Genomic DNA, 24362 nt, shown 5'->3' on the forward strand with positions numbered 1-24362 from the left:
TTGAAAATATTAATAATTGATGATGAAGTAGAGTACGCTACAGTAATGAAGAAAATAATAAGCAAAAAAGGATATGATGTAAACATTGCAATAAGTGGAATGGAAGGAATAGCTATAATAGAAAAGGATAAAAATTATGATTTGATACTATCTGATTTAATTATGGATAAAATGAATGGAGTAGAAGTTTTAGAAAAAGTTAAAAATATAAATAAAGAAATAGAAGTCATTTTAGTAACTGGATATGGAACTATTGAAAATGCAGTTGAAGCTATGAAAAAAGGAGCTTTTTCATATTTTATTAAAAGCAACCCGGTTGAAGATTTACTAAATGAAATCCAAAAAGTTAAGGAGTCTATAGCTTTAAAAAGACCTAATATTAATAATAAAGAGTTTAAATTGACAACTAAAAGTAAAAAGTTTGAGGATGTAATAAAATTAGCTGAGAAAGTAGCAATTAGCGATGTAAATGTATTGATACTCGGAGAATCTGGAGTTGGTAAAGATGTACTTGCTAGATATATACATAAAGTAAGTAATAGAAATAATAAACCTTTTATAGCTGTAAATTGCTGTGCATTTTCTGATGGATTACTAGAATCTGAGTTATTTGGTCATGAAAAAGGTTCATTTACAGGAGCAAATGAAATGAGAAAAGGTAGATTTGAACTTTCTAATAATGGAACTTTGTTTTTAGATGAAATTGGAGATGTATCTTTAGATATACAAGTTAAACTACTTAGAACTTTAGAAAATAAAGTTATAGAAAGGCTAGGAAGCAATAAACAAATTAAATCAGATTTTAGATTAATTACAGCTACCAATAAAAATTTACAGGAAGAAATTATAAAAGGAAATATAAGAGAAGATTTTTTTTATAGATTAAGTACTATAACTATTACTATACCGCCACTTAGAGAGAGAAAAGAAGATCTAAACGAATTAATTAAATTTTTTATAGAAAAGTATGAAGTTAAGTATAATAAGAAGATCAATATTATAGATACAGATGTAATGGAATTTTTAATAAATTATGATTATCCAGGAAATATCAGAGAATTGAAAAGTATAATAAATAGAATGATAGTGTTAAGTGATAATGGAAACTTATCAAAAGAATATTTACCAAGCATAAATAAAGATGAAGTACATGAGGAAGTTGAAATAAAGCCACTTAGAGAAATAAGAAAAGAATTTGAATGTGAGTATATAGAAAAAGTATTAATTCAATGTGGGAATAATATTTCTCAGGCATCTAAGAAATTGGATATAAGTAGAAGGCAATTAACTAATAAAATAGCAGAATATAAAATAAGGTGAGAAAAAATTTTCTCACCTTATTTCGTTATTGAGAAATTTTTTTCTCAGTTTTAAATTGTAAGAGAAACTATACGAAATAATTAAACTTATGAAATATAGTAAAATCAATAAGTTTTTAAAAAAAATTTAGTTTTTGAAAAGTTGGCACGCTATATGCTTAATACATAATATAAGAAAATGCTAAAGGGGTGATAACATAGATAAATTAATAATTACTAATAATGAGTTAGTTTACAATGAATATAAAAACACAATTGAAACAATATACTTAGAAAACTATAACTATATAGATGTATTAAAGCTAACTAGAGATAAAATTCATATGGGACATAGGTTATATACACATCCTTTAGCAGGTAGCATAAAAGCAAATGATACACCTTATAAATCTATAGTAATCAGTAAATATGAGGAGGAGCTGGATGAAAATAGTTTAAATATAATTGAAAATAGTATTCAAGTATGCACTGACTTGCTAACTAATAACTCTACACCACTTTGGACAAAAGAAGTTTTAGGAAGCTTCATGATGATAGATTTGTCTATTATAAAAAATTCAATAACATAAATTAATAAATATTAGGAGGGAAATTTATGAAGTTAGAATTAGGAAAAATATTCATAAAAGATGTTCAGTTTGGGGAAAAGACAGAAGTGAAAGATTCTACATTGTATGTAGATAAAAAAGAAATAGAAAAAATAGTACTATCAGACGAAAGAATAAAAAGTGTTAATGTAGATTTAGCAAGACCAGGTGAATCTATAAGAATTGCTCCAGTTAAAGATGTTATAGAACCAAGAGTAAAAGTAAGTGGAGAAGGTCAAGTGTTTCCAGGGGTTATAAATAAAGTTAAGACTGTTGGAAGTGGAAGAACTAATGCACTAGTAGGAGCATGTGTTATAACTGGTGGAAATATAGTAGCTTTCCAAGAAGGAATAATAGATATGAGTGGACCAATAGCAGATTATTGTCCTTTCTCAAAGACTAATAATGTATGTATTATGATGGAACCTAAAGAGGATATAGAAACTCATGCTTATGAAGCAGCAGCTAGAATGGCAGGACTAAGAGTTGCGACTTATATAGGAGAAGTAGCAAAAGATATAGAACCTGATGAAATAAAAGTTTATGAAACTAAGCCTTTACTTAAGCAAATAAAAGAATACCCAGATTTACCAACAGTAGCATATGTACACATGTTGCAATCTCAAGGATTACTTCATGATACTTACTATTATGGAGTAGATGCTAAGCAAATAGTTCCTACACTTATGTACCCAACAGAAATTATGGATGGAGCTATAATTTCAGGAAATTGTGTTGCACCTTGTGATAAAGTAACAACATACCATCACTTAAATAATCCTGTAATAGAAGATCTATATAAAAGACATGGCAAAGATATAAACTTTGTAGGAGTTATATTGACTAATGAAAATGTATTTTTAGTTGATAAAGAAAGAAGCTCTGATATGGTTGCTAAGTTTGTAGATTATTTAGGTATAGATGGAGTTATAATCACTGAAGAAGGTTATGGAAACCCAGATACAGACCTTATGATGAATTGTAAAAAATCTACACAGGCAGGAGCTGAAGTAGTATTAATAACAGATGAATTTCCTGGTAGGGATGGTAAAAGCCAATCAGTAGCAGATGCTACAAAAGAAGCAGATGCTTTAATATCTTGTGGTCAAGGTAACTTAGTAGTACATTTCCCTGCAATGGAGAAGGTTATAGGAACATTGGAATATGTTGAGATGATGATAGGTGGGTATAAAGGATGCTTAAATGAAGATGGAAGCATGGATGCAGAGCTTCAAATTATAATAGCATCAACTATAGCTAATGGATACAATCATTTAACTGCTAGATGGTATTAATATAGTAAATAATAAAAGGGAGGAAAAATTATGAGTAAAATAAAAGTTGTTCATTATATAAATAATTTCTTTGCAGGAATTGGAGGAGAAGAAAAGGCAGATATACCTCCAGAAAAAAGAAACGGAGCAATAGGACCAGGATTAGCTTTACAAAAATCATTTAAAGAAGAAGCAGAAATAGTAGCGACTGTTATATGTGGAGACAGTTATTTTGGACAAAATATGGAAGAAGCAACTAATGTATTACTTGAGATGATAAGAGAAGAAAATGCAGATTTATTTATAGCAGGCCCTGCATTTAATGCAGGTAGATATGGTGTAGCTTGTGGTTGTATATGCAAAGAAGTAGAAGAAAAATTAAATATACCTTCAGTTACTGGTATGTATATAGAAAATCCTGGAGTTGATATGTATAAATTAGATTTACACATTATAGAAACTAATAACTCTGCAGCAGATCTTAGAAACGCTGTACCTAAAATGGTAAGTTTAGGATTAAAACTAGCTAAAGGTGAAGAAGTAGGACCTCCAGAGGAAGAAGGTTATATATTAAGAGGAATAAGAAAAAATTTCTTCCACGAACTTAGAGGTTCTGAAAGAGCTATAGATATGTTGGTTAAGAAATTAAACAAAGAGGAGTTTAAAACAGAGTATGAAATGCCTATATTTGATAGAGTTACTCCAGCTAAGCCTATAGATGATTTATCTAAAGCTAAAATAGCTATAGTAACCTCTGGAGGTATTGTACCTACTGATAATCCAGATAAGATAGAATCTTCAAGTGCAACAAAATATGGAATATATGATATAAGTAAAATGGATTCCCTTAAAAAAGAAGATTTTACAACTATACATGGAGGATATGATAGAGCTTATGTATTAGAAAATCCTAATCTTGTTGTACCACTTGATGTTGTAAGAGAATTAGAAAAAGAAGGAGTTATAGGTGAGGTTTCGGATTACTTTATAACTACTACAGGAACAGGAACAAGTGTGGGCAATGCTAAAAGATTTGGAGAAGAGTTTGTAAACAAACTAATAGAAGATGGTGTTACTGCTGTGATACTAACTTCTACATGAGGTACTTGTACACGTTGCGGTGCAACGATGGTAAAAGAAATAGAAAGAAAAGGTATAACAGTTGTTCATATGTGTACTGTAGTTCCTATATCTTTAACTATAGGAGCTAATAGAATAATACCAGCTGTAGGTATACCATATCCATTAGGAGATCCTAATTTAGGAGAAGAAGGAAGTAAAAAATTAAGAAAAGAATTAGTACTAAGAGCATTAAAGGCATTACAAACAGAAGTTAGTGATCAGACTGTATTTGAAAATTAAATAGGGGTGTGAGACTATGGAAAAAGCCAGAGAATCTTGGGGAAGTAGATTTGGTTTTATAATGTCAACAATAGGATTTGCTATAGGTCTTGGAGCTGTATGGAGATTTCCATATATGGTCGGAGTTAACGGTGGTGGAGCATTTTTAATAGTGTATGTGTTAATATCTCTAGTTATAGGTATACCACTATTTATAGCTGAGATGGGACTTGGAAGGAAGACCCATCTCAATCCAGTAGAAGGAATGCGAAAACTTACGAAAAAAGGCGGTATATGGGTAGGAATTGGTTGGCTAGGGGTTATAGCATCACTTCTTATAATGTCATATTACGTAGTTGTTATAGGATGGATGTTAGCCTATCTAGTAAAGACTGTAATGGGAGTTTTCAATGGATTATCTATAGATGAAGTATCACAAGTTTATTCAAGTTTTATTGCTACTCCATCACAAGGATTATTATACACTGGAATAATGGTAGTATTACTTGGAGTTATAGTTAACAAAGGACTTAAAGACGGAATAGAAAATTGTTGTAAGTATTTAATGCCAGCGCTATTTGTAATTTTAATAGTTTTAGCTATAAGAAGTATGTTACTTCCGGGAGCTATGGAAGGTATTAAGTGGTATTTAACACCTGATTTTTCTAAGATTACTGGAGATGTAATACTTGCAGCTCTAGGTCAAGCATTTTTCGCAATAGGTATAGGGGTTGCAGCAGCATTTGTATATGGTAGTTACTTGGATGATAAAAAATCTAATATACCAGGAGATGCAACTATAATAGTAGTATCTAACACAGCTATAGCTATAGTTGCGGGACTTATAATATTCCCGGCAATATTCTCATTTGGTATGTCTCCTACAGAAGGCCCAGGCCTTACATTTATAACTATGCCTAATTTATTCTCACAAATGTCAGGAGGAATATTATTTGGTTCAGCATTTTTCTTCTTGGTTATAATAGCAGGGATAACATCGGGGATAGGATATATAGAAGCTATTGTATGTACTATATCAGAGGTATTTAATATTAATAGAAAGAAAACTGTATGGTTGGTATTAGCTTCTATATTTTTATTAAGTATACCGTGTATATTAGCAAATGGACCATGGAGTGAAATAAAAGTTTTAGGTAAAAATTTCTTTGATTTAGCAGACTATATATCAGGAAGTGTATTAATGCCACTAGGTGCACTTATGATATCTTTATATACAGCATATAAATGGAAATTTGAAAATTATATGGATGAGGTAAACGTAGGAGCTAAAAAAGTTAGAATATATAAATGGATGAAACCAGTAGTAGTTTATTTAATACCAATAGCTGTTTTAGTTATAATGGTTACTGGTCTTGTATAAATTACAAAATTATTCACTTTAAGTTCATATTAAATTCACAAAAAAGTAGTAATATTTAGTTATAGGATAAATACCTCCCAAATAATTAATATTACAACCCTAAAAACAAACATTAACCCTTTAAAAATAGATGCATGAGGATGCATCTATTTTTTTTGTTTAAAAACAAAAATAATATTGTACGGATACAAATATTAAATAATACAAAATTGTATCATTGTATTTGAAAATAATATACAATCAAGTTGTAAATGTTTTTAAAGGGAGTGATAATTTATGAAGGATAAAATTGTATATACAGCAGGACCTACTAATGTGAGGGAAAATGTAAGACAAGCTAGGAGTATAGAAACTACAAATCCAGATATAGATTTAGAATTTGTTGAATTCTATAAACAAACTTGTGAAAAAATGGGAAGTATAATAAATACAAAAAATGATGTGTACATATTAAGTGGAGAAGGTATACTCGGTCTTGAATCTGCATGTGCATCCTTAACTGAAGCAGGGGATAGAGTTTTGGTGATTGACAATGGAATCTTTGGAAAAGGTTTTGAAGACTTTGTGAGTATGTATGATGGAGAACCTATACTTTTTAGTAAAACACATAAAAAAGATATAAATATATATGAATTGGAAAAATTTCTAGAAAAAGATAATAATTTTAAATATGCAACTATAGTACATTGTGATACTCCAACAGGAGTATTAAATGATCTGAGTAAAATCTGTCCGTTGCTTAAAAAATATAACATACTTACAGTTGTAGATTCTGTAGCCGGGATGGTTGGCGAAGAACTTTTAGTAGATGAATGGAAAATAGATATAGCACTTGGAGGATCTCAAAAAGCCATATCAGCTCAACCAGGATTAACTATAGTAAGTATAAGTGAAGATGCTAAAAAATGTATAAAAAATAGAAAGTCTAAAATACCGGGATTTTATTGCAACTTAAATATATGGGAAGGTTATTATGAGAAAAAGTATTTCCCATATACTATGCCTATAAGTGACATTATAAGTTTAGATAAAGCTCTAGATAATATATTAGAAGAAGGAATAGAAAATGTAATTAGTAGACATGAAAAAATTGCACTTGCTACTAGAAAAGCTTTGAGAGATTATGGGATTGAATTATTTTTAGATAAAGGATATTCAAATACAGTAACTGCTATAACTATACCTGATAATATAGGAGCTTTAAATTTAACCAAATATATAAGTGATAATTATAATACAATTATAGGAGCTTCTTTAGGAGAATATGTAAATAAAATACTAAGAATAGGACATATGGGAGAAAATGCAAAATTAGAAAAAATAATATATATATTAGATATTTTGGATAATAGTTTAAAAGATTTAGGATTTGAAGGAAAAGGTTGCTTAGTAAGCTTATTTAATCAATATTACAATTAAAAATGTGTGGGGGATATAAAATGCAAGTAGTAAATAAAAGTAAGGAAAAGATTAATACAAGAGATCTAGTAGAAACTTCGTTGCTAATAGCTTTAGTATTTGTAGCAACAAGATTTATTAATATAAGACTTCCGATAGCATCTAATGGAGGATTAGTACATTTAGGCAATGCTATGCTTTTTATTTCGGCGATAGTATTTGGAAAAAAGAAAGGTGCTTTAGCGGGTGCATTTGGAATGGGGTTATTTGACTTATTATCAGAATGGGCAATTTGGGCACCATTTACATTTATAGTTAGAGGTGTTATGGGATATATCATAGGTAAAATATCATGGAGTAATGGCAAAAGAGGAAATGATGTTTTAACTAATATTTTAGCCATAGTAGTGTCTGGTGTATGGATGATATTTGGGTATTATATAACAGAAGTAATTTTATATGGAAATTACATACAAGCATTAGCTTCTATCCCAGGAAATATAACTCAAATAGTTATAGGAACTTTAATAGGAGTTCCGGTAGCTAAGATTTTAAAAAAACATATAAAATAAATTGAAAGGACTGTCTATTTTAGATGGTTCTTTTAATTTATTTTATATGTTTTTATTAATTCAATTATACTTTGTATAAATTGTAAGGTAGTATTAAAAATGATATAATTAAATTATTAGGAAAAGGATATTTAGAAAATGATATATATTTTTTTAATAGATTAAATATACATTGTAAGTTTTATAAAATTTATAGAGATAGAGGTGAGATTATGGATTTGAAAAAGTCATATAAGCTAAATGGTAATAATATAGGCTGTTTATTAATTCATGGATTTACAAGCACCCCTGCGGAAATGTATCCTTTGGCAAAAGTATTACATGATGAAGGATATACGGTTAACTCGATTCTTTTGAGTGGGCATGGAACAAATCATGAAGAATTGTTAAAGGTATCATATATAGATTGGTATAATGATGTAGAAAAAGCCTATGAAGAATTATTGTTTGAATGTGAAGAGATTATAGTTATTGGTCATTCTATGGGAGCGCTATTAGCTTTAATGTTAGCTTCTAATTATCATATAGATAAACTTATATGTTTAGCATGTGCTCTTAAACCAAATAATAGGTGGGTTAAATATACAGGAATATTAAAGCACTTTAAAAAATATACAGATTGGAAAAGTACACAACGAGTAATAGATGAAGAATATGATAAGTACAGACTTCATTATAATACTTTTCCGCTACACTCAGTATATCAATTACATTTAGCATCAAGAGCAGCAAGTAGTTGCTTAAAAAGTATTGAAGCGGATACACTTATAATACAAGATGGAAATGATTTACAAGTAAAAAAAGAAGGTGCTTATGCTTTATATAATGGTATAGCTAGTATACACAAACAGCTTGAATGGATTGATGGAGGAACTCATAGTTTAACTTTAGGACCTAAAAATGAAGAAGTTTTTAATAAAATACTAGAGTTTATTAAAATGAAAAATGATGATTTAATATAAAAAGGATATCAAAATAAGATATCCTTTTTATTTAAATTCCTCATTATATGTTATATTAACAATATAATCTAAACTAGTATTTTTTATGCCAAATATAAATACACCATTAATATCTGTAAAAGTAAAAGTTAAAGGAATTTCAATATTATTATATATATAACTTAATACTGCAACTGCTTTATATACAGGAGTCCCATCATTAAATGTTACTATGCCTCTTAATACAGATCCAGTTTGTTCTGTTAAATTTACTGTTTTACTAATTAAATCACCTTGATTTATTTTAAATTTTAAATCACCATTGAATGTACCCATAATAGCACCTCTTTTATACTAAGTTTAAGGATTTATAAATTAAAATACTATACAACTTATTATCTTCTGGATAAAAAGATATATAGTATTTTCCTGATTCATCGGTAAAAGTAAAGCATTTATCGATAGTTATATTGGTTAATATATCTGTTTCTTTAAGAACTACACCAAATCCAACAGCAGGGTTGTTCTTTTCTATAGTTACCTTTCCGAATAATATAGATTTGTTATCAGGTAAAAGTACAAAGTGTTTTGATATTATAGCATTTTTATTTAAATCTTCTTTTTTGACTGACCAACGTATAGACTTGAAAATCATTTATCCTCCTTGTATATCTTTAAGAAGGGAGCAAGATACTCCCTTCAAGATATACCTATTTACTTAAAATATAAATAGTATAACTAATATCAGTATTGCTATTGATAATAAACTAAATAAAATAAAATAAGTTTTATTCTTAGTGTGTGAAGTTTTTTCTGATTTAACTTCATGCGATTTATTATTAATACTATTAACAGAAAAAGTATTCAAATTTTCAGCTTCTTTTATAGATATGCTATCATTAGAATTACTATCTAAACTGTCTATATCAATATCGATTGATATACGACCGTCTTGTAATAAGTTAGATAAATCTTCTTTTGTAAAATAATTAGAATGGTATTTACCATTAACTTTAAGATTAGCTAAATCTATTTTTTCATATTCAATTCCATTAAAATTCTTTTTGTTATTGTCCATGAAACTATATGCTAATATAACTAGCTACTCCTTTCTTATCTCATGTCTCTATACACATTTATTTTATAAGTAGCATTGGCTACAGGTGTAAAAGCAAAACCATAATTACCATTAGTATCAGGCATAGTTAAGAATTTAGTAGTAGGAGAACCTGCATCAGGAGTTTCAACTAGCTCAACTATATAGGTATCACTACCAGTGATTGTACCTGTTATAACGGTACTAGCTGTGTCATCAGCCGCGAATGTAAGATCTATACTTGAGACTTTTGTTACAGTTCCAGCTGAAATAGTTTGGTTAGTTGTAGCTAGAATAGGCTTAACATCTATAATTGCCATAATATCACCTTCATAATATATAAGTAATAGACAAAAATCTATCTATTACTTATATATTATGGAAAAAATAAATAAATGTGAGTTTTTAAAAAATTTTTAGTTCTAAATTTATTTTTGGAAATGAATACTAAAATTATGATATAATAGAAAGATGTTCAAAAATAAGAGGTGAGAAAATTGCAACTAAAAGAATTGATAGAGGTAGTAAGAGAAAATACACAAAAGTCTATGTGGGCTAGAGGATATACTTATTACAAAAAAGGAATAGTAGATCAAGCTACTCCACAAATACAAAATGGGATATTGACAATTGATGGAATAATAGGTGCAGATTTCTCAAATGAAATACATTATACAGCACTAGAAATAGATTTGAAAGAAAAAAAGATTATTAAGTCTAAATGCAATTGTATAGATTTTGTAAATAATGAAGCAACAAATAAAAACTTTATATGTAAACATAATGTAGCTACATTTCTTTTTTATATAGATATATTACAAAAACAAATAAAAAAACAAAAACTAGAGAAAAAGAAAAAAGAAGATGAATTAGATCCATCTAAAAAGATATTAAAACTTGCAAAAGAAAAATTAACACAAAACAGAAAAGTTAATTTAAAAGTATACTTAACACAAAAAGAAAATGGTGTTGGGAAATACTATCAAGTAAGTTTTAAAATAGGTAGTGATAAAATGTATGTTTTAAAAAGTATACCTGAATTTATTTACTCTAGAAAGGAAAAAAATACTATAAAGTATGGAAAAGAATTTGAATATAATCCAATTACTGATTATTTTTCAAAAGAAGATGAATCTATAATAAATTTTATAGAGGAATATATAAGTATAGATCAAAGCATATACAAAGAATCAAAATGTGATATGAAGCTTGTTGATGGTAAATTTATAAATATTTTAGAAAGTGGCCTTAAAAAGTTTCTTTTAAGTATACAACATAAAAATGTAATACTTTCTTACAAAGATGAAGAATATAATACTCATATTAAAAGTTCCGATATAGATATAAAATTTTATATAAATGAATCAGAAGAGAAGCTTACTTTGAATTCAAATAGTAAACATATAAATGTATTAAATAACAAAGGTGATATTATTTTATTTGATAATAAAATACATCTTATATCTGATAAACAATGTTACAACTATATACCATTTCATAATATTTTAGCTAAAGAAGGCAAGGTAGAATTTACAAAAGATAATGCAGATAGATTGTTTAATCAACTGTTACCAGTACTCCAAAGGTCATCTAAAGAAATATCATTTGATGAAAACTTAGAAAAGCAAATTAGAAATAATTTAGAAGTTAAATTTTACTTTGATAAAGGAAGTTATGGAATAGCTTGTTTTATTGAATATATATATAAAGATGAAAATGAAAACAATAATAGAGGATATATAATAAGAAATTTTAAAAAAGAAAATGAAATAGAAGATAAGGTTTGTTCTTATGGATTTGAAAGATATGGAGATAAGCTATTATGTAAATTGTCACAAGATGAATTATACGAGTTTTTTAAAGAAAAAATATATGAGTTAAAAGATATAGGAGAAATATATTACTCTGATAAGCTAAAAAAAGTAAAAGTATATAAAGGCAGTGATATTAAAGCGAGTTTCAATTTAAACAAGCAAAATTACTTAGAATTCAATTTTAATATAGATGATATAGATAAGAATGAAATAGAAGATATACTTTCAGCTTTAAAAAACAAGAGAAAATACTATAAACTTGGAAATGGAAGTTATATAGACCTTGAAGATGATCAGATGATTAAATTCTTAGAACTTGTAGATGATGTTAAGGATAGACAAACAACCAATGTAAAAGATGAGAAATTAAAAGAGAATAATGAAATATCTTATAATTTAGAAATAGCTAACTCTCTGTATTTAAAAAGCTTACTTGAAGAAAATGAACTTAACTTTATACAAGGTATAGACCAAATAAATGAAATATCAGATAAATTTGAAACTATTAGTGAAGTGGATACACTAATACCGAGTGACTTAAAAGCTAATTTAAGAGAATATCAGGTGCAAGGATTTAAATGGTTTAAAACTCTAAGTCATTTAAAGTTTGGGGGAATATTAGCTGATGAAATGGGATTAGGTAAAACTATACAAACAATAGCTTTCTTACTTTCAGAAAAAGGTAAAAAGAGTATAGTTATAGCACCTACATCGCTTGTTTATAACTGGAAGAATGAATTTGAAACTTTTGCACCGAGTCTAAATGTTTTAGTATTACACGGTAATAAAAATGATAGAGAAGAACTATTAAAAGATTTAGAAGATAAAGATGTAATATTAACTACTTACACAATACTTAAAAATGATTTTAGCAAACTTGAAGATGTCAAATTTGATTATTGTATAATAGATGAAGCTCAAAATATTAAAAATCCTTACTCTCAAAACTCGGAATCTGTAAAAAAAGTAAAGGCGGATGTTAGATTTGCACTAACAGGAACTCCTATAGAAAATAACCTTTTAGAACTTTGGTCAATATTTGACTTTATTATGCCTGGATATTTATATTCTAAAACTAAGTTTCAAGAAAAATTTATAAAAAGTTATGATAATCTTAGGGAACTTAAAAAGCAAATACAACCATTTATGCTTAGAAGGCTAAAAAAAGAGGTTTTATCTCAGCTTCCTGATAAAATTGAAACAAAGTTCTTTGTAGAAATGACAGATAACCAAAAGAAAGTTTATAAAACATATGTAGAAGATATAAAAGAAAAAATGAAGAATGCAGATTTTGATAAAGATAAAATAACTATACTTTCTTATTTAACTACACTTAGACAATTGTGTTTAGATCCATCTATCAAAGTAGATGAATATAAAGGTGATAGCGGAAAAATAAATGTATTAAATGAACTGATAAATGAAAATATTAATAATAATCATAAAATGCTTATATTTTCACAATTTACATCTGTATTACAAAATATAGGTGAGGAATTAAGAAAAGAAAATATAGAATATTTTTATTTAGATGGAAAAACAAACCCAAAAGATCGAGTTGAACTAGTAGATAAATTCAATAAAAGTGAAAATATAAAAGTATTTTTAATATCTTTAAAGGCGGGAGGAACTGGACTTAATCTTACATCAGCAGATGTAGTTGTTCATTTTGATCCATGGTGGAATCCTGCAATTGAAAATCAAGCAACTGACAGAGCTCATAGATACGGTCAAGAAAATGTTGTTGAAGTAATAAAGCTAATTGCTAAAGGTAGTATAGAAGAAAATATACTGAAATTACAAGAAGATAAAAAAGAACTTATAGAAAAAGTTATAAGTGAAGACTTTAAAAATGAAAGTTTAATAAAGATGTTATCTAAAGAAGAACTAATTAATCTTATTACCAATTAAATGAATATTTTAAACATTAATTTAGGAAAATGCTTGTAATAAATTTTTATATGTGATATCATTAACACAAATAGTAAAGAGTACTGAAAGATTGTGCTTTAATTTTTAGGAGGATTCCACGATGAAACAAGGAATAGTAAAATGGTTTAACAATGAAAAAGGATTTGGATTTATATCTGTAGAAGGTGAAGATGATGTATTCGTACATTTCTCAGCTATACAAAGAGATGGATACAAGTCATTAGAAGAAGGTCAAGCTGTTAACTTTGAAATAGTTGAAGGTGCTAGAGGACCTCAAGCTGCTAACGTTACTTTAGCATAATTTATATAATATAGTATATAATACTCCTTAAATATGCGTGCATATTTAAGGAGTTTTCTTGTTTTTAAAACTATTCTACCCTAAAAAGTATACACTTATATTCATGTGTATATACTTATTTAAAAGAACATATGTTTGGATTGCATAAATCCTTAATATTTATATAGATAGGAGCGAAGAAATTGAATATAAAAGCTTTAGAGATATTAAAAAAGTATTATGGATATACAACTTTTAGAAAAGGACAAGAAGATATAATAAATGCGATTATATCAGGTAAAGATATTCTTGCAATCATGCCAACTGGAGGTGGTAAATCTATATGTTACCAAGTACCTGCACTTATGCTAAGCGGAATAACTATAGTTATATCACCACTTATATCTCTTATGAAAGATCAAGTTGATTCACTGAAAGCTATGGGAATAAAGGCCACATTTATCAATAGTTCATTATCTTCGAGTGAATTTAACCATGTAATAAATGGTATTAAAGAAGATGAATACAAAATTATATATATAGCGCCAGAAAGATTAGATTCATATGAATTTACAAATATTATAAAATATAAAAACATAAATCAAATAGCAATAGATGAGGCTCATTGTGTTTCTCAATGGGGGCATGATTTCAGAGTGAGCTACAGAAAAATAGGTGAATTTATAAATAACCTTGATAAAAGACCTATAGTAACTGCTTTTACGGCAACAGCATCTATTGAAGTTAGAGAAGATATAATAAAACTATTACATTTAAATAATCCGCAGTTATTTATAACCGGATTTGACAGAGAAAATTTAACTATCACTATTGAAAAATCAACAGGGAAAAATTCATATTTATTAAAGTATATAGAAAATCATAAAAATGAGAGTGGAATAATATATGCAGCTACTAGAAAAGAAGTAGACAAAATATATGAAGGATTACTAAAAAGAGGATATAGTGTATCAAGATATCATGCTGGACTATCTGTAGAAGAAAGAAAGTTAAATCAAGAAGAATTTATAAAAGATAATATAAATATAATGGTTGCAACTAATGCATTTGGTATGGGGATAGATAAACCTAATATTAGATATGTAGTTCATTATAATATGCCTCAAAGTATAGAAAACTACTACCAAGAAATAGGTAGAGCTGGTAGAGATGGAGAAAAAAGTGAATGTGTTTTATTATTTACTCCAGGAGATGTACATATACAAAAATATTTAATAGAGATAGGAACAGATAACCCTGGAAGAAAAAATATACAATACAAAAAGCTAAGAGAAATGTCTGATTTGATTTATAGTAACGATTGTTATAGAAAAAGTATTATAAATTATTTTGGAGAAAAATTTGCAGATAATTGTGATAACTGCAGTAACTGTTTAGATGATGGAGAAATAATAGACAAAACTTTAGATGCTCAAAAAGTTATATCATGTATTGCAAGAATGAAAAGAAGTTTTGGTATAACAATGATTATAGATGTTTTAAGAGGTTCTAAGAATAAAAAAGTTCTTCAATTTGGATTTGAAAAGTTATCAACTTATGGAATAATGAAAAGTTACTCTCAAGATGATTTGAAAACATTTATTAATACTCTGATATCTCACGGGTTTATAGATTCTATGGATGGTACATACCCTACTGTAAAGTTAAATGAAAACTCTATGAAGGTCATAAAAGGAGAGTTAAAAGTAGAATTTAAAGAAAGTAAGGTATCTAAAAACTTAGAAGTATCTAATGAGTTGTATGAAATGTTAAGAGAAGCAAGATATAATATAGCTAAGGAAGAGGGAGTTGCACCTTATATGGTTTTTGGAGATGGAACTCTTAAAATTATGGCTAGTAAATATCCAACAAACAAAGAGGCTATGTTAAGCATATCTGGAGTTGGGGAAATAAGATATGAAAAGTATGGAAAAATATTTGAAGGTATTATATTAAGATATACTGAAGAAAACAATATAAAAGTTAATAAAGATACTGAGAAAGACAGTATAGATATAAAAGAGTTGAATTTTATAGAAGTTACAACTGATAAAGCATTATATGAACTATTATATAATAAAAGAAATGAGTTGGCTAAAAAAGAAAAAATATTACCTTCTATGATAATTTCTAAAAATTCATTAAAAGAAATCAGTGGAAGATATCCAAAAGATAAAGAACAATTAAAAGATATAAGTGGATTTGGGCCTATTAAGGTAGATAAGTATGGAGATGATATTTTAAATATAGTTTTAAAATATGTACAAGATAATGATATATTATCTAATTGGATTGAAAAAAAGAGACTAAAAGTAATAATTGATGGTGATAGCAGAACTAATGAAGAAATAGCTATAGATATGTTAAAAGAAAAAAAGAACTTAGAAGAAATATCTAGTGAATTAGAAGTATCTATATCTACAATATTAGGATATATAACAGATAGAATAAAAATATGTCAAGGAATTGATTTTGATATAGATTTAAGTAAATTCTATACAGAAGAAGAAAAAACAATTATATTAGATATATGTGAAAAAGAAGGTATAGATAAAATTAGCAACATTAAAAAGCAATTACCAGATAATATAAAATATGAAACTATAAGATCTGTAATATTAAATAAATATTATTGTATAGGATAGTAAAAATAACTTCCATTTTAATGGAAGTTATTTTTATTTTATAAAAGATAACGTTTGATTGAAATATAAATAAAAAAATAGGAAAACCAGCTTGACTTTTTCCTTGATACAGTATATAGTATATTGTATACAATATGTAAATCGAAAGGGGAAATAAGATATGTTTAAAAAAATATCAAAATTAATGAATGGAGTTTCAAGACAATTATTAGCATTAGAAAGAATAAATAGTCAAAGATGTATAGCTAAGGATTTAGATACAACAAAAACTATATTTGAAAATAAAAGATAATACTATGGATAAACCCATAGTATTTTTTTATTTATATATATTTTTTTTATATTAAATAGCTTCTTTAAAATATATAAATTATTATATATTTTAGGGGGTGATAAAATTGGAAAATATAAAAAGTGTAGAAACAAAGCTATGGAATAAAAACTTCTTTTTACTTTGGCAAGGTCAACTAGTTTCTGTGTTAGGAGATATACTTTATGTTATAGCACTAGACTTTTGGATATTAGATATGACTGGCTCTACAGCATTAATGGGGATTTTAAGTGCTCTTACAATGGCTCCTAGAATAATACTTGGGCCTTTTGCTGGTGTATTTATAGACAAATGGGATCGTAAAAAAGTTATAGTAATTACAGATTTAATAAGAGGGATTTTTGTAAGTTTTATTGGGATAGCTGGAGTTTTTGGATTCATAAAAGTATGGATGATATTTATTGTTGGTATAGTTAGTGGAATATGTTCAGCATTTTTCAACCCAGCTATAATGTCTAGCAGACCAGATATAGTTCCAGAAGATAAATTAATGAAGGCGAATTCAGCTACTAGTCTAGCTCAATCTGGTATGGATATGATAGGCAATGCTATAGGAGGAGTTTTATATGTATTAATAGGTGCTCCATATATGTTTTTATTTAATGGAGTTTCTTATTTATTTTCAGCTTTTAGTGAATTATTTATACATATTCCAAAAATAGAAAGAAAGAATGTAGAGATAACTTTTAAGGAAGATTTTAAGGTAGGTATTAAATTTATAAAAGAATTTAAAGTTTTTAGAAATGTATTTTTATATGCGTCATTAATAAATTTTTTTGGAAATGCAGGTATGATACTTTTAGTTCCTTATTTTAGAGAAATGCCATTTTTAGGAGTTGAAAAATATGGATTTGCTATGATGACTTTATCCTTAGGTATGATGAGTGCTAGTATATTCTTATCTATTAAAAGCATAAAAACTAAAAATAAATGCACTATATTTAAATCAACAATGCTTGGATTTTGTTTATTATTAATTATTGCTATTATAACGAATAACTATACAGTATTACTTTTTTGTTTTGGGCTAGGTTTTTTCTTTAATATATGTTTTAATACAATATTTTCAACAATGCTTATGAGTATAGTTCCATCTAATATAAGAGGAAAAGTTATGTCGATAACATCTACTTTAAGTATGGGATTAGTGCCAATTGGACAATGTATTGGAGGGATATTGGGAGAGTTTTTACCTATCAGAAGTGTTCTTATAATACTATTTACATCTTGTTTTATAGTTTGTATCCTGTGTTGTAAGATTAAAAATATCAAAAATCTTATAGAATATGATAGTAGTACCGATTCATTAGAAGAGCTAATGTCATTATAAAAAATAGCCATAGGTAATTAGCTTTACCTATGGCTATTTATATATTATGCATTTACAATATCCTTATTTTTATAAGAGTAAACAAAGTCTACAACTCTACCGCTTATACTAACTGCTATTAGAGATAAAGCTATTTGAGAAATCGATAAATAAACTATAGATAATCCCAGAACACAAAGATCTGTTATCATATAAACTTTACCTATTTTTAAAGATGTAGTCTTAGAAATCACTAATGCTAAAGCATCATCTCCACCAGCTGCACCTCCTGCTCTAACTACTAATCCAGAACCTATACCAACAAATAATCCGGCAAATATACTTCCTAGTATTAAATTGTCGAACTTAGGTATAACAGGTCCTATACTTTCAAAGAAGCTAAATGATAATGAAAAACTTATAGTAGCTATTAATGAGTATTTAATGAATTTTTTACCGAAAAATTTATATCCTAATAAAAGTAATAAACAATCGATAATTAAGTTTGCTAGCGAGAGTTTGATATCGAATAGATTCTTTAGCAGTAGTAAGAATCCTAACACTCCACCTTCTGTAATGTTGTTTTGATAATTGAAGTTATAAACTCCAAATGCTAGTATTAAAGATCCTATTAATACTAATAAAATTTGTTTTACTGATCGCCGCCTGGCCATAGTATCCCTTCCTTTTCTTTTATTTACTATTATTATATATAATAAAGATAAATTTGTATACAGCAAAAAACTAAACTTAATATTATACGTAAAAAACTTATTTTTTGCAACTGTTTTTTGTCTATTTTTTTAGTTTTAAAAATAAATAAATTAAATACTAGTATTTCCAATGGGTTTGATATATAAAATAAAACTTAAAATTTATATTAATTGTTATTAAGTTTAGTCTTTCTAATCTTTAGTTTATATTAATTTTTGTTTTATTTAGTAAAACTAAACTAATATATATTAACTAAGTACATTATTATAAGCGTATTTAAATTTGGATATTGACATTACTGTCCTATATGATATAATGAAAAAAATAAAAAACGAGAAATAATATTGCTTTGTATAATCCCAATAATACGGTTTGGGAGTTTCTACCAGGTTCCGAAAAATCCTGATTACAAAGAAAATACAATGATTGTATTTTCTTTGTAATCAGGATTTTTTTATATCTAAATACTTAATATAAAAAGCAAATTAATTATAAATTATATAAAGGAGATTAATATTATGAACTTTAAAAACTTACCTAAGATAGAATTACACTGCCATCTAGATGGAAGTGTTAGACCGAGTACTATAATAGATTTAGCTAGTAAAAACAATGTAGACATACCTTCTAATGATATAAATGAAATAAAAGAAATGATGGTAGCACCTAAAGATTGCAAATCATTAGATGAGTATTTAAAAAGATTTGATCTTCCTGGATTAATTATGCAAGATAAAGATAGTCTAGAACGAATAGCTTTTGAATTAATGGAAGATGCAGCTAATGAAAATGTTGTATATATTGAAATAAGATTCGCACCACTTCTTCACATAAACAAAGGATTGACAACTAAAGAAGTGATAGAAAGTGTATTAAAAGGAATAAAGAAAGCTGAGTCTAAATATGATATAAATGGCAATTTAATACTATCTTGTATGAGAACTATGAATGTTGAAACTAGCTATGATGTTATAGAAGCAGGAAAAGAGTTTTTAAATAAAGGGGTAGTAGCTATAGACTTATGTTCTAGTGAAAACGAAGGCTTTTCAAAAGCATTTGAAGAACCAATAGCTTTAGCTAGAGAATACGGGTATAGAGTAACTATACATGCAGGTGAAACAGGTATAGGAGAAAATGTATTAGAAGCTATTGAAATACTAAAAGCTGAAAGAATAGGTCATGGAATATTTATAAAAGATTGCAAAGAAGCTTATGATAAAGTAAAAAATAATAATGTAACTCTAGAAATGTGTCCTACAAGCAATTTACAAACTAAAGCTATAGATAATATAAATAATTACCCGTTAATAAACTTTTACCAAGATGATATAAAAGTATCTTTAAATACAGACAATAGAACTGTATCAGATACAAATTTAAGCGCTGAATATAATATAATACTAAATGGATTTAATATGGATAAAGATGACTACAAAAGAATATATTTAAATAGTGTAGAAGCTTCTTTTGCAAGTGAAGAGATAAGAAACAAATTAAGAACTCATTTAATATAATAAATATAAAATAAAAGTATTGTTTTAACTAGCAATACTTTTATTTTTTGATATATAATATATTGTGATATTATATTATAGGAAGGAAAGGTGGTAGGTCTTATAAATAATATAAAAAATAATATAAAAGACAATGTTCAAAATAACATCATATATAAAAAGATAAATATAAATGATGTAAACTCAAGAGCTGCAGCTATGTCTTATTACTTATTGTTATCAATATTTCCATTTTTGATATTTATGATAAACTTGTTAGGATATATTCCTATAATACATATTAATAAGTTTTTACACTCATTTGATGATTTAATTCCAAGGAGTGCTTTTGCAATGATAGAATCTATAATAACTTCTGCGATAAGTGAAAAAAGTATTAGTTTAACAGTAATGAGTTTTGCCTTTACATTATGGAGTTCATCTAGAGCAGTTAGAGTTTTTATAAAAGGTATAAATAAATCATATAATTTAAATGAAACAAGATCATTTTTGAAGCTTTTATTAGTTTCTTTTTATTTTACAATAGAGCTTATAGTCTTAATAGTGTCGTCAATGGTATTTCTGCTTTATGGGGAAAAAGTAGGATATCTTATATTTAAATTTGTAGGACTAAGTAAAATATTTATACCTATATGGAACTTAATTAGATATTCCTTTGTAATTGCAATAACTATTTGGATAGTTACTTCTTTATTTAGATATGGTCCAAATAAAAAAATTACTATTATAGAAGCTATGCCAGGTGCAGTATTGTCTATATTTGGATGGATATTGGTATCTGTTGTATTTTCGTTTTATACTAATAATTTTTCAAATTATCAAGTTATATATGGTAGTATAGGAGGTATAATAGCACTTCTAACATGGTTCTATCTAAGTAGTTGGATTATGCTTTTAGGATGTGAAATTAACGCTTATATATATTATAAGCAAAAAAGATATTAAGAAAAAATAATAAAGAGGGAGATAGTTATGGATACAAATGTGAAATGGGTAAATGATAAAAAGATAGAAAGAACTATAAATGCTTTAGAAAAGAATAATATGCATGGATACTTAGTTAGCTCTAAAGATGAGTTAATATCTAAAATAAGTGAATTAGTTGAATATGATTCACTAGTCGCTTGTGGAGGATCTCAAACACTTTTTCAAACTGGAGTAATAGATTATCTAAGATCTGGTAAATATGATTTTTTAGATAGATATGTAGATGGATTAACTCCTAAAGATATAAAGGATATATACAGAAAGTCTTTTTGTTCAGATGCATATTTTACAAGCACTAATGCTATAACTGAAAATGGAGAATTATATAATGTAGATGGAAATGGAAATAGAGTAGCCGCTATGCTTTATGGACCTGATAAAGTTATTGTAGTATGTGGAGCAAATAAAATAGTAAAAGATGTTAATGATGCTATAAGAAGAAATGAATCAATAGCAGCACCTGCAAATGCTAAAAGATTAGATACAAAAACACCTTGTAAATCAACTGGATATTGTATGGATTGCAATAGCAATGATAGAATATGCTGTGAGTACACATTAATAAAGAGACAAAGGTCAAAAAATAGAATACATGTAATAATACTAAATGAAAGTTTTGGATATTAGAAAAAAGCTCTAGTGAATATTTATTTACTAGAGTTTTTTCTTTACCTATTTATTTTGTAAATATAATAACACCATATATTAAGAATAATATGTAAGGTTAGGTCAACACTATATATAAGAGTAATTATATAGAGGTGATAACTATGATAAGAGAAAGAAGAGTAAATAAACCTATAGTTTGTATAGAAAAAGGGTTTAACGAAGGAAAGGCTTTAGAAAAAGCTTTAGATCAACTACCTATTAATGATATTATAAAATCAGGAGACAACGTTGTAATTACACCAAATTGGGTTAAAGATTACAAACCAAGTTCAGGAACAGTTGTAGGTCCTGATACATTAAAGAGATTAATACAATACGTTAAAACCAAAAAACCTAAAAGTATAACTATTGCAGTTGGAGCAGGAGGAGCAAAAACTCCAGATGTTATGAAAAAAAACGGATATGATAAAGTGATTAAAGATGAAGGTATTGAATTTATAGATATGAATTATGGTCCCTACATAGATTTAAACATAAATCATAGTAAAATAAAATCTACACCTATTAACGAAATAATAAACAAAGCTGATGTTATAATTTCTTTTACACAGCTTAAGATGCATGAAGAAGCAACTATAACAGCTAGTATTAAAAATATAGCTATGGGATGGCCACCTGCAGAAATTCATGGATATCCTAAAAAGAAAACAGGGATACATGATGATTTACATGGATTTATAAGTTGTATAATGAACAAAATTCCTATAGATTTATCTATAGTAAGTTGTGATAAAGCTATGATTGGAACAGGGCCTACAGATGGTATACCAGTTGATACTAATGGTTTAATTATAGTAGGGACTGACCCTGTAGCAGTTGACACAGTAGGCGCGAGATTTTTAGGATTTCTTCCACAGGCTATTGCTTATCTGTACAAGCTTTACAATGATGGAATAGGAGAAGCTAAAGTTGAAAACATGATATTAAAAGGATTAGATTTAGCTAAAGCAGAAAAAACTTTTACTAAGTCAGCATATAATAAATCTATAGTTTTAGACAAAGACAATATTAAAAATATACATGGATCTCAACCTAAAAATTAGAAATTCATGAGGTGTGTGTTTATATGGCTTATATAAATTTTAAAGAAGAAGCTTTTGTAGCTAAAAGACAACTTAGTAAAAGATTGGAAAATAATGAAAAATTATATAATGAAATTATTAAAAGTAAAAACGTAGGAAAAGAATATAATCCAGATATTAAGTATAGTTATAAAGTTATTTTGAGTGAACATTTTGGAAAAAATGATGTTTATAGTGAAGATAGTTTTCATATAATCCAAAATAAAGATATAGTGTGTACAGAATTTAAAAATTGTAAATTTTATGGAATTAAATTTAAAGATTGTAAATTTATTGGATGTAAATTTACTAATTGTGAATTTTGTGAAGGTGGGGTTGTTTTTGAAAGCTGTACATTCTTTAAAGAAGACAGTCAAAAGGTTCCATCTTTAAATGTAAAAGATAATCTGTCCTGTGAGTTTAATAATTGCAATATGTATATAAAATTTGAAAAATCAACACTATCTTTTTCAGTTTTTAAAAAATGTAATATACAATATACAAACTTTGAAAATTGTGATATGAGTAGCTTGATGATTATTTATAGCAAATTAAAAAATATAAGTATACAAGATTGTGACTTGAGTGGATTTAAAATAATATCAACCTATATAAAGGATTTTGAATTTAATGATAAAGACAAAAGTAAGTTAGATGAGAAAAGTTTTATAGATAAAATCCCAATTATCACTAAAAGTAGAGAAGAGTACGAAGGTCTGTATATGATATATCAAAATATAGCTGATAAATTTAAAGAAAATTCTTTAAATAATAATTTTGGAGAATACTACTATTTGTGTAAAAGTATGCAAAGAAAATCTTTAAAATTATTATCAAAAATTTCATCATATATATACTGGATAACTTGTGGATATGGAGAAAGACCTTGGAATGCAGTAATAAGTTCATTAATGATTATTTTCATATTTGCTCTTGTGTACTTATTTATTGGTGTTGAAATAAATGGAGAGGTTGTAAGATACGATGTTTCAGCAATGGGTAATTTAAATCAAACAATTAAGGATTTCAATGAAACTTTAAGTTTAAGTATTGGATGTTTTGGAGGCCTTGGAACTATAAATTGTGAACCTGTTCCAATAGCATATACTTTAGTTAATATAGAAATTTTAATAGGAATAACTATGCAAGGTATTGGAATAGGTACGTTAACTAGAAAGGTTGTTAGATAGATTAGAA

Annotated in this window: 23 protein-coding genes and 1 riboswitch; of the genes, 18 read left to right on the top strand and 5 right to left on the bottom strand. The window is 27.1% G+C overall.

Going from position 1 to position 24362, the window contains the following annotated elements:
• The 8 genes from ACEXNK_RS09975 to ACEXNK_RS10010 all read left to right on the top strand — a co-directional run bounded on the left by ACEXNK_RS09975 (window position 1) and on the right by ACEXNK_RS10010 (window position 8834).
• Window positions 1-1320, top strand: a complete 1320-nt coding sequence (locus ACEXNK_RS09975; protein ID WP_373601049.1) for a sigma-54-dependent transcriptional regulator — start codon at window positions 1-3, stop codon at window positions 1318-1320.
• A gap of 211 nt (window positions 1321-1531) precedes the next feature.
• Window positions 1532-1888, top strand: a complete 357-nt coding sequence (locus ACEXNK_RS09980; RefSeq protein ID WP_373601063.1) for a GrdX family protein — start codon at window positions 1532-1534, stop codon at window positions 1886-1888.
• A gap of 26 nt (window positions 1889-1914) precedes the next feature.
• The gene (gene grdG, locus ACEXNK_RS09985) at window positions 1915-3201 is read left to right on the top strand and encodes a sarcosine reductase complex component B subunit alpha (RefSeq protein WP_373601050.1); all 1287 of its coding nucleotides are present in this window, start codon (window positions 1915-1917) and stop codon (window positions 3199-3201) included.
• A 30-nt stretch (window positions 3202-3231) separates the two neighbouring features.
• The gene (gene grdF, locus ACEXNK_RS09990; protein ID WP_373601051.1) at window positions 3232-4542 is read left to right on the top strand and encodes a sarcosine reductase complex component B subunit beta; all 1311 of its coding nucleotides are present in this window, start codon (window positions 3232-3234) and stop codon (window positions 4540-4542) included.
• Between the two features lie 16 nt (window positions 4543-4558).
• On the top strand, window positions 4559-5902 hold the full coding sequence (locus ACEXNK_RS09995) for a sodium-dependent transporter (protein WP_373601052.1): 1344 nt from the start codon (window positions 4559-4561) through the stop codon (window positions 5900-5902).
• A 276-nt stretch (window positions 5903-6178) separates the two neighbouring features.
• Window positions 6179-7321: a pyridoxal-phosphate-dependent aminotransferase family protein gene (locus ACEXNK_RS10000; RefSeq protein WP_373601053.1), complete on the top strand. Its 1143-nt coding sequence runs from the start codon at window positions 6179-6181 to the stop codon at window positions 7319-7321.
• Window positions 7322-7341: 20 nt separating this feature from the next.
• Complete coding sequence (locus tag ACEXNK_RS10005) at window positions 7342-7872, top strand: ECF transporter S component (RefSeq protein WP_373601054.1); 531 nt, start codon at window positions 7342-7344, stop codon at window positions 7870-7872.
• A gap of 212 nt (window positions 7873-8084) precedes the next feature.
• Window positions 8085-8834, top strand: a complete 750-nt coding sequence (locus tag ACEXNK_RS10010; protein WP_373601055.1) for an alpha/beta hydrolase — start codon at window positions 8085-8087, stop codon at window positions 8832-8834.
• 27 nt (window positions 8835-8861) lie between these two features.
• On the opposite strand, the gene ACEXNK_RS10015 is transcribed toward ACEXNK_RS10010, so the two are convergent.
• The 4 genes from ACEXNK_RS10015 to ACEXNK_RS10030 form a co-directional block, all read right to left on the bottom strand.
• Complete coding sequence (locus ACEXNK_RS10015; protein ID WP_373601056.1) at window positions 8862-9149, bottom strand: hypothetical protein; 288 nt, start codon at window positions 9147-9149, stop codon at window positions 8862-8864.
• A gap of 13 nt (window positions 9150-9162) precedes the next feature.
• Window positions 9163-9468, bottom strand: coding sequence for a hypothetical protein (locus ACEXNK_RS10020; protein WP_373601057.1), 306 nt, complete (start codon window positions 9466-9468; stop codon window positions 9163-9165).
• Window positions 9469-9531: 63 nt separating this feature from the next.
• Window positions 9532-9891, bottom strand: coding sequence for a hypothetical protein (locus ACEXNK_RS10025; protein WP_373601058.1), 360 nt, complete (start codon window positions 9889-9891; stop codon window positions 9532-9534).
• Window positions 9892-9926: 35 nt separating this feature from the next.
• Window positions 9927-10229, bottom strand: coding sequence for a hypothetical protein (locus ACEXNK_RS10030; protein WP_373601059.1), 303 nt, complete (start codon window positions 10227-10229; stop codon window positions 9927-9929).
• A gap of 177 nt (window positions 10230-10406) precedes the next feature.
• Between ACEXNK_RS10030 and ACEXNK_RS10035 the strand changes: the two genes are divergently transcribed.
• The 5 genes from ACEXNK_RS10035 (at window position 10407) to ACEXNK_RS10055 (ending at window position 18241) form a co-directional block, all read left to right on the top strand.
• Complete coding sequence (locus ACEXNK_RS10035; protein WP_373601060.1) at window positions 10407-13634, top strand: DEAD/DEAH box helicase; 3228 nt, start codon at window positions 10407-10409, stop codon at window positions 13632-13634.
• 121 nt (window positions 13635-13755) lie between these two features.
• A complete protein-coding gene (gene cspD, locus ACEXNK_RS10040; protein ID WP_373601061.1) occupies window positions 13756-13956 on the top strand; it encodes a cold-shock protein CspD in 201 nt (66 codons plus the stop codon).
• A gap of 182 nt (window positions 13957-14138) precedes the next feature.
• A complete protein-coding gene (recQ, locus tag ACEXNK_RS10045; RefSeq protein ID WP_373601595.1) occupies window positions 14139-16580 on the top strand; it encodes a DNA helicase RecQ in 2442 nt (813 codons plus the stop codon).
• A 160-nt stretch (window positions 16581-16740) separates the two neighbouring features.
• Window positions 16741-16872, top strand: a complete 132-nt coding sequence (locus ACEXNK_RS10050) for a hypothetical protein (protein ID WP_373601114.1) — start codon at window positions 16741-16743, stop codon at window positions 16870-16872.
• Between the two features lie 106 nt (window positions 16873-16978).
• Complete coding sequence (locus ACEXNK_RS10055; protein ID WP_373601113.1) at window positions 16979-18241, top strand: MFS transporter; 1263 nt, start codon at window positions 16979-16981, stop codon at window positions 18239-18241.
• A gap of 44 nt (window positions 18242-18285) precedes the next feature.
• On the opposite strand, the gene ACEXNK_RS10060 is transcribed toward ACEXNK_RS10055, so the two are convergent.
• Window positions 18286-18894, bottom strand: coding sequence for a YitT family protein (locus ACEXNK_RS10060; protein WP_373601112.1), 609 nt, complete (start codon window positions 18892-18894; stop codon window positions 18286-18288).
• Between the two features lie 369 nt (window positions 18895-19263).
• Window positions 19264-19363: riboswitch (purine riboswitch) on the top strand.
• Window positions 19364-19452: 89 nt separating this feature from the next.
• Between ACEXNK_RS10060 and add the strand changes: the two genes are divergently transcribed.
• The 5 genes from add to ACEXNK_RS10085 all read left to right on the top strand — a co-directional run bounded on the left by add (window position 19453) and on the right by ACEXNK_RS10085 (window position 24355).
• Window positions 19453-20448 carry an adenosine deaminase gene (gene add / locus ACEXNK_RS10065; RefSeq protein ID WP_373601111.1) on the top strand — a complete coding sequence of 332 codons (996 nt, stop codon included), beginning with the start codon at window positions 19453-19455 and terminating at the stop codon, window positions 20446-20448.
• A 90-nt stretch (window positions 20449-20538) separates the two neighbouring features.
• A complete protein-coding gene (locus ACEXNK_RS10070; protein WP_373601110.1) occupies window positions 20539-21393 on the top strand; it encodes a YihY/virulence factor BrkB family protein in 855 nt (284 codons plus the stop codon).
• A 27-nt stretch (window positions 21394-21420) separates the two neighbouring features.
• Window positions 21421-22062 (top strand): lactate utilization protein, encoded by a 642-nt coding sequence (locus ACEXNK_RS10075; protein ID WP_373601109.1) that lies wholly within the window; start codon window positions 21421-21423, stop codon window positions 22060-22062.
• A gap of 143 nt (window positions 22063-22205) precedes the next feature.
• Window positions 22206-23147 (top strand): DUF362 domain-containing protein, encoded by a 942-nt coding sequence (locus ACEXNK_RS10080; protein ID WP_373601108.1) that lies wholly within the window; start codon window positions 22206-22208, stop codon window positions 23145-23147.
• A 23-nt stretch (window positions 23148-23170) separates the two neighbouring features.
• Window positions 23171-24355, top strand: a complete 1185-nt coding sequence (locus ACEXNK_RS10085; protein ID WP_373601107.1) for a pentapeptide repeat-containing protein — start codon at window positions 23171-23173, stop codon at window positions 24353-24355.
• Window positions 24356-24362 lie beyond the last annotated feature (7 nt).

Source organism: Paraclostridium bifermentans (genome assembly GCF_964259345.1).
Taxonomy (GTDB): Bacteria; Bacillota; Clostridia; order Peptostreptococcales; family Peptostreptococcaceae; genus Paraclostridium; species Paraclostridium bifermentans_B.

Excerpts from the sequence above, each read along its gene's own strand:
- grdG (WP_373601050.1), top strand. The coding sequence starts at position 1,915 with ATGAAGTTAGAATTAGGAAAAATATTCATAAAAGATGTTCAGTTTGGG.
- ACEXNK_RS09995 (WP_373601052.1), top strand. The coding sequence starts at position 4,559 with ATGGAAAAAGCCAGAGAATCTTGGGGAAGTAGATTTGGTTTTATAATG.
- ACEXNK_RS10000 (WP_373601053.1), top strand. The coding sequence starts at position 6,179 with ATGAAGGATAAAATTGTATATACAGCAGGACCTACTAATGTGAGGGAA.
- ACEXNK_RS10005 (WP_373601054.1), top strand. The coding sequence starts at position 7,342 with ATGCAAGTAGTAAATAAAAGTAAGGAAAAGATTAATACAAGAGATCTA.
- ACEXNK_RS10010 (WP_373601055.1), top strand. The coding sequence starts at position 8,085 with ATGGATTTGAAAAAGTCATATAAGCTAAATGGTAATAATATAGGCTGT.
- ACEXNK_RS10015 (WP_373601056.1), bottom strand. The coding sequence starts at position 9,149 with ATGGGTACATTCAATGGTGATTTAAAATTTAAAATAAATCAAGGTGAT.
- ACEXNK_RS10020 (WP_373601057.1), bottom strand. The coding sequence starts at position 9,468 with ATGATTTTCAAGTCTATACGTTGGTCAGTCAAAAAAGAAGATTTAAAT.
- ACEXNK_RS10025 (WP_373601058.1), bottom strand. The coding sequence starts at position 9,891 with ATGGACAATAACAAAAAGAATTTTAATGGAATTGAATATGAAAAAATA.
- ACEXNK_RS10030 (WP_373601059.1), bottom strand. The coding sequence starts at position 10,229 with ATGGCAATTATAGATGTTAAGCCTATTCTAGCTACAACTAACCAAACT.
- cspD (WP_373601061.1), top strand. The coding sequence starts at position 13,756 with ATGAAACAAGGAATAGTAAAATGGTTTAACAATGAAAAAGGATTTGGA.
- ACEXNK_RS10050 (WP_373601114.1), top strand. The coding sequence starts at position 16,741 with ATGTTTAAAAAAATATCAAAATTAATGAATGGAGTTTCAAGACAATTA.
- ACEXNK_RS10060 (WP_373601112.1), bottom strand. The coding sequence starts at position 18,894 with ATGGCCAGGCGGCGATCAGTAAAACAAATTTTATTAGTATTAATAGGA.
- add (WP_373601111.1), top strand. The coding sequence starts at position 19,453 with ATGAACTTTAAAAACTTACCTAAGATAGAATTACACTGCCATCTAGAT.
- ACEXNK_RS10075 (WP_373601109.1), top strand. The coding sequence starts at position 21,421 with ATGGATACAAATGTGAAATGGGTAAATGATAAAAAGATAGAAAGAACT.
- ACEXNK_RS10080 (WP_373601108.1), top strand. The coding sequence starts at position 22,206 with ATGATAAGAGAAAGAAGAGTAAATAAACCTATAGTTTGTATAGAAAAA.
- ACEXNK_RS10085 (WP_373601107.1), top strand. The coding sequence starts at position 23,171 with ATGGCTTATATAAATTTTAAAGAAGAAGCTTTTGTAGCTAAAAGACAA.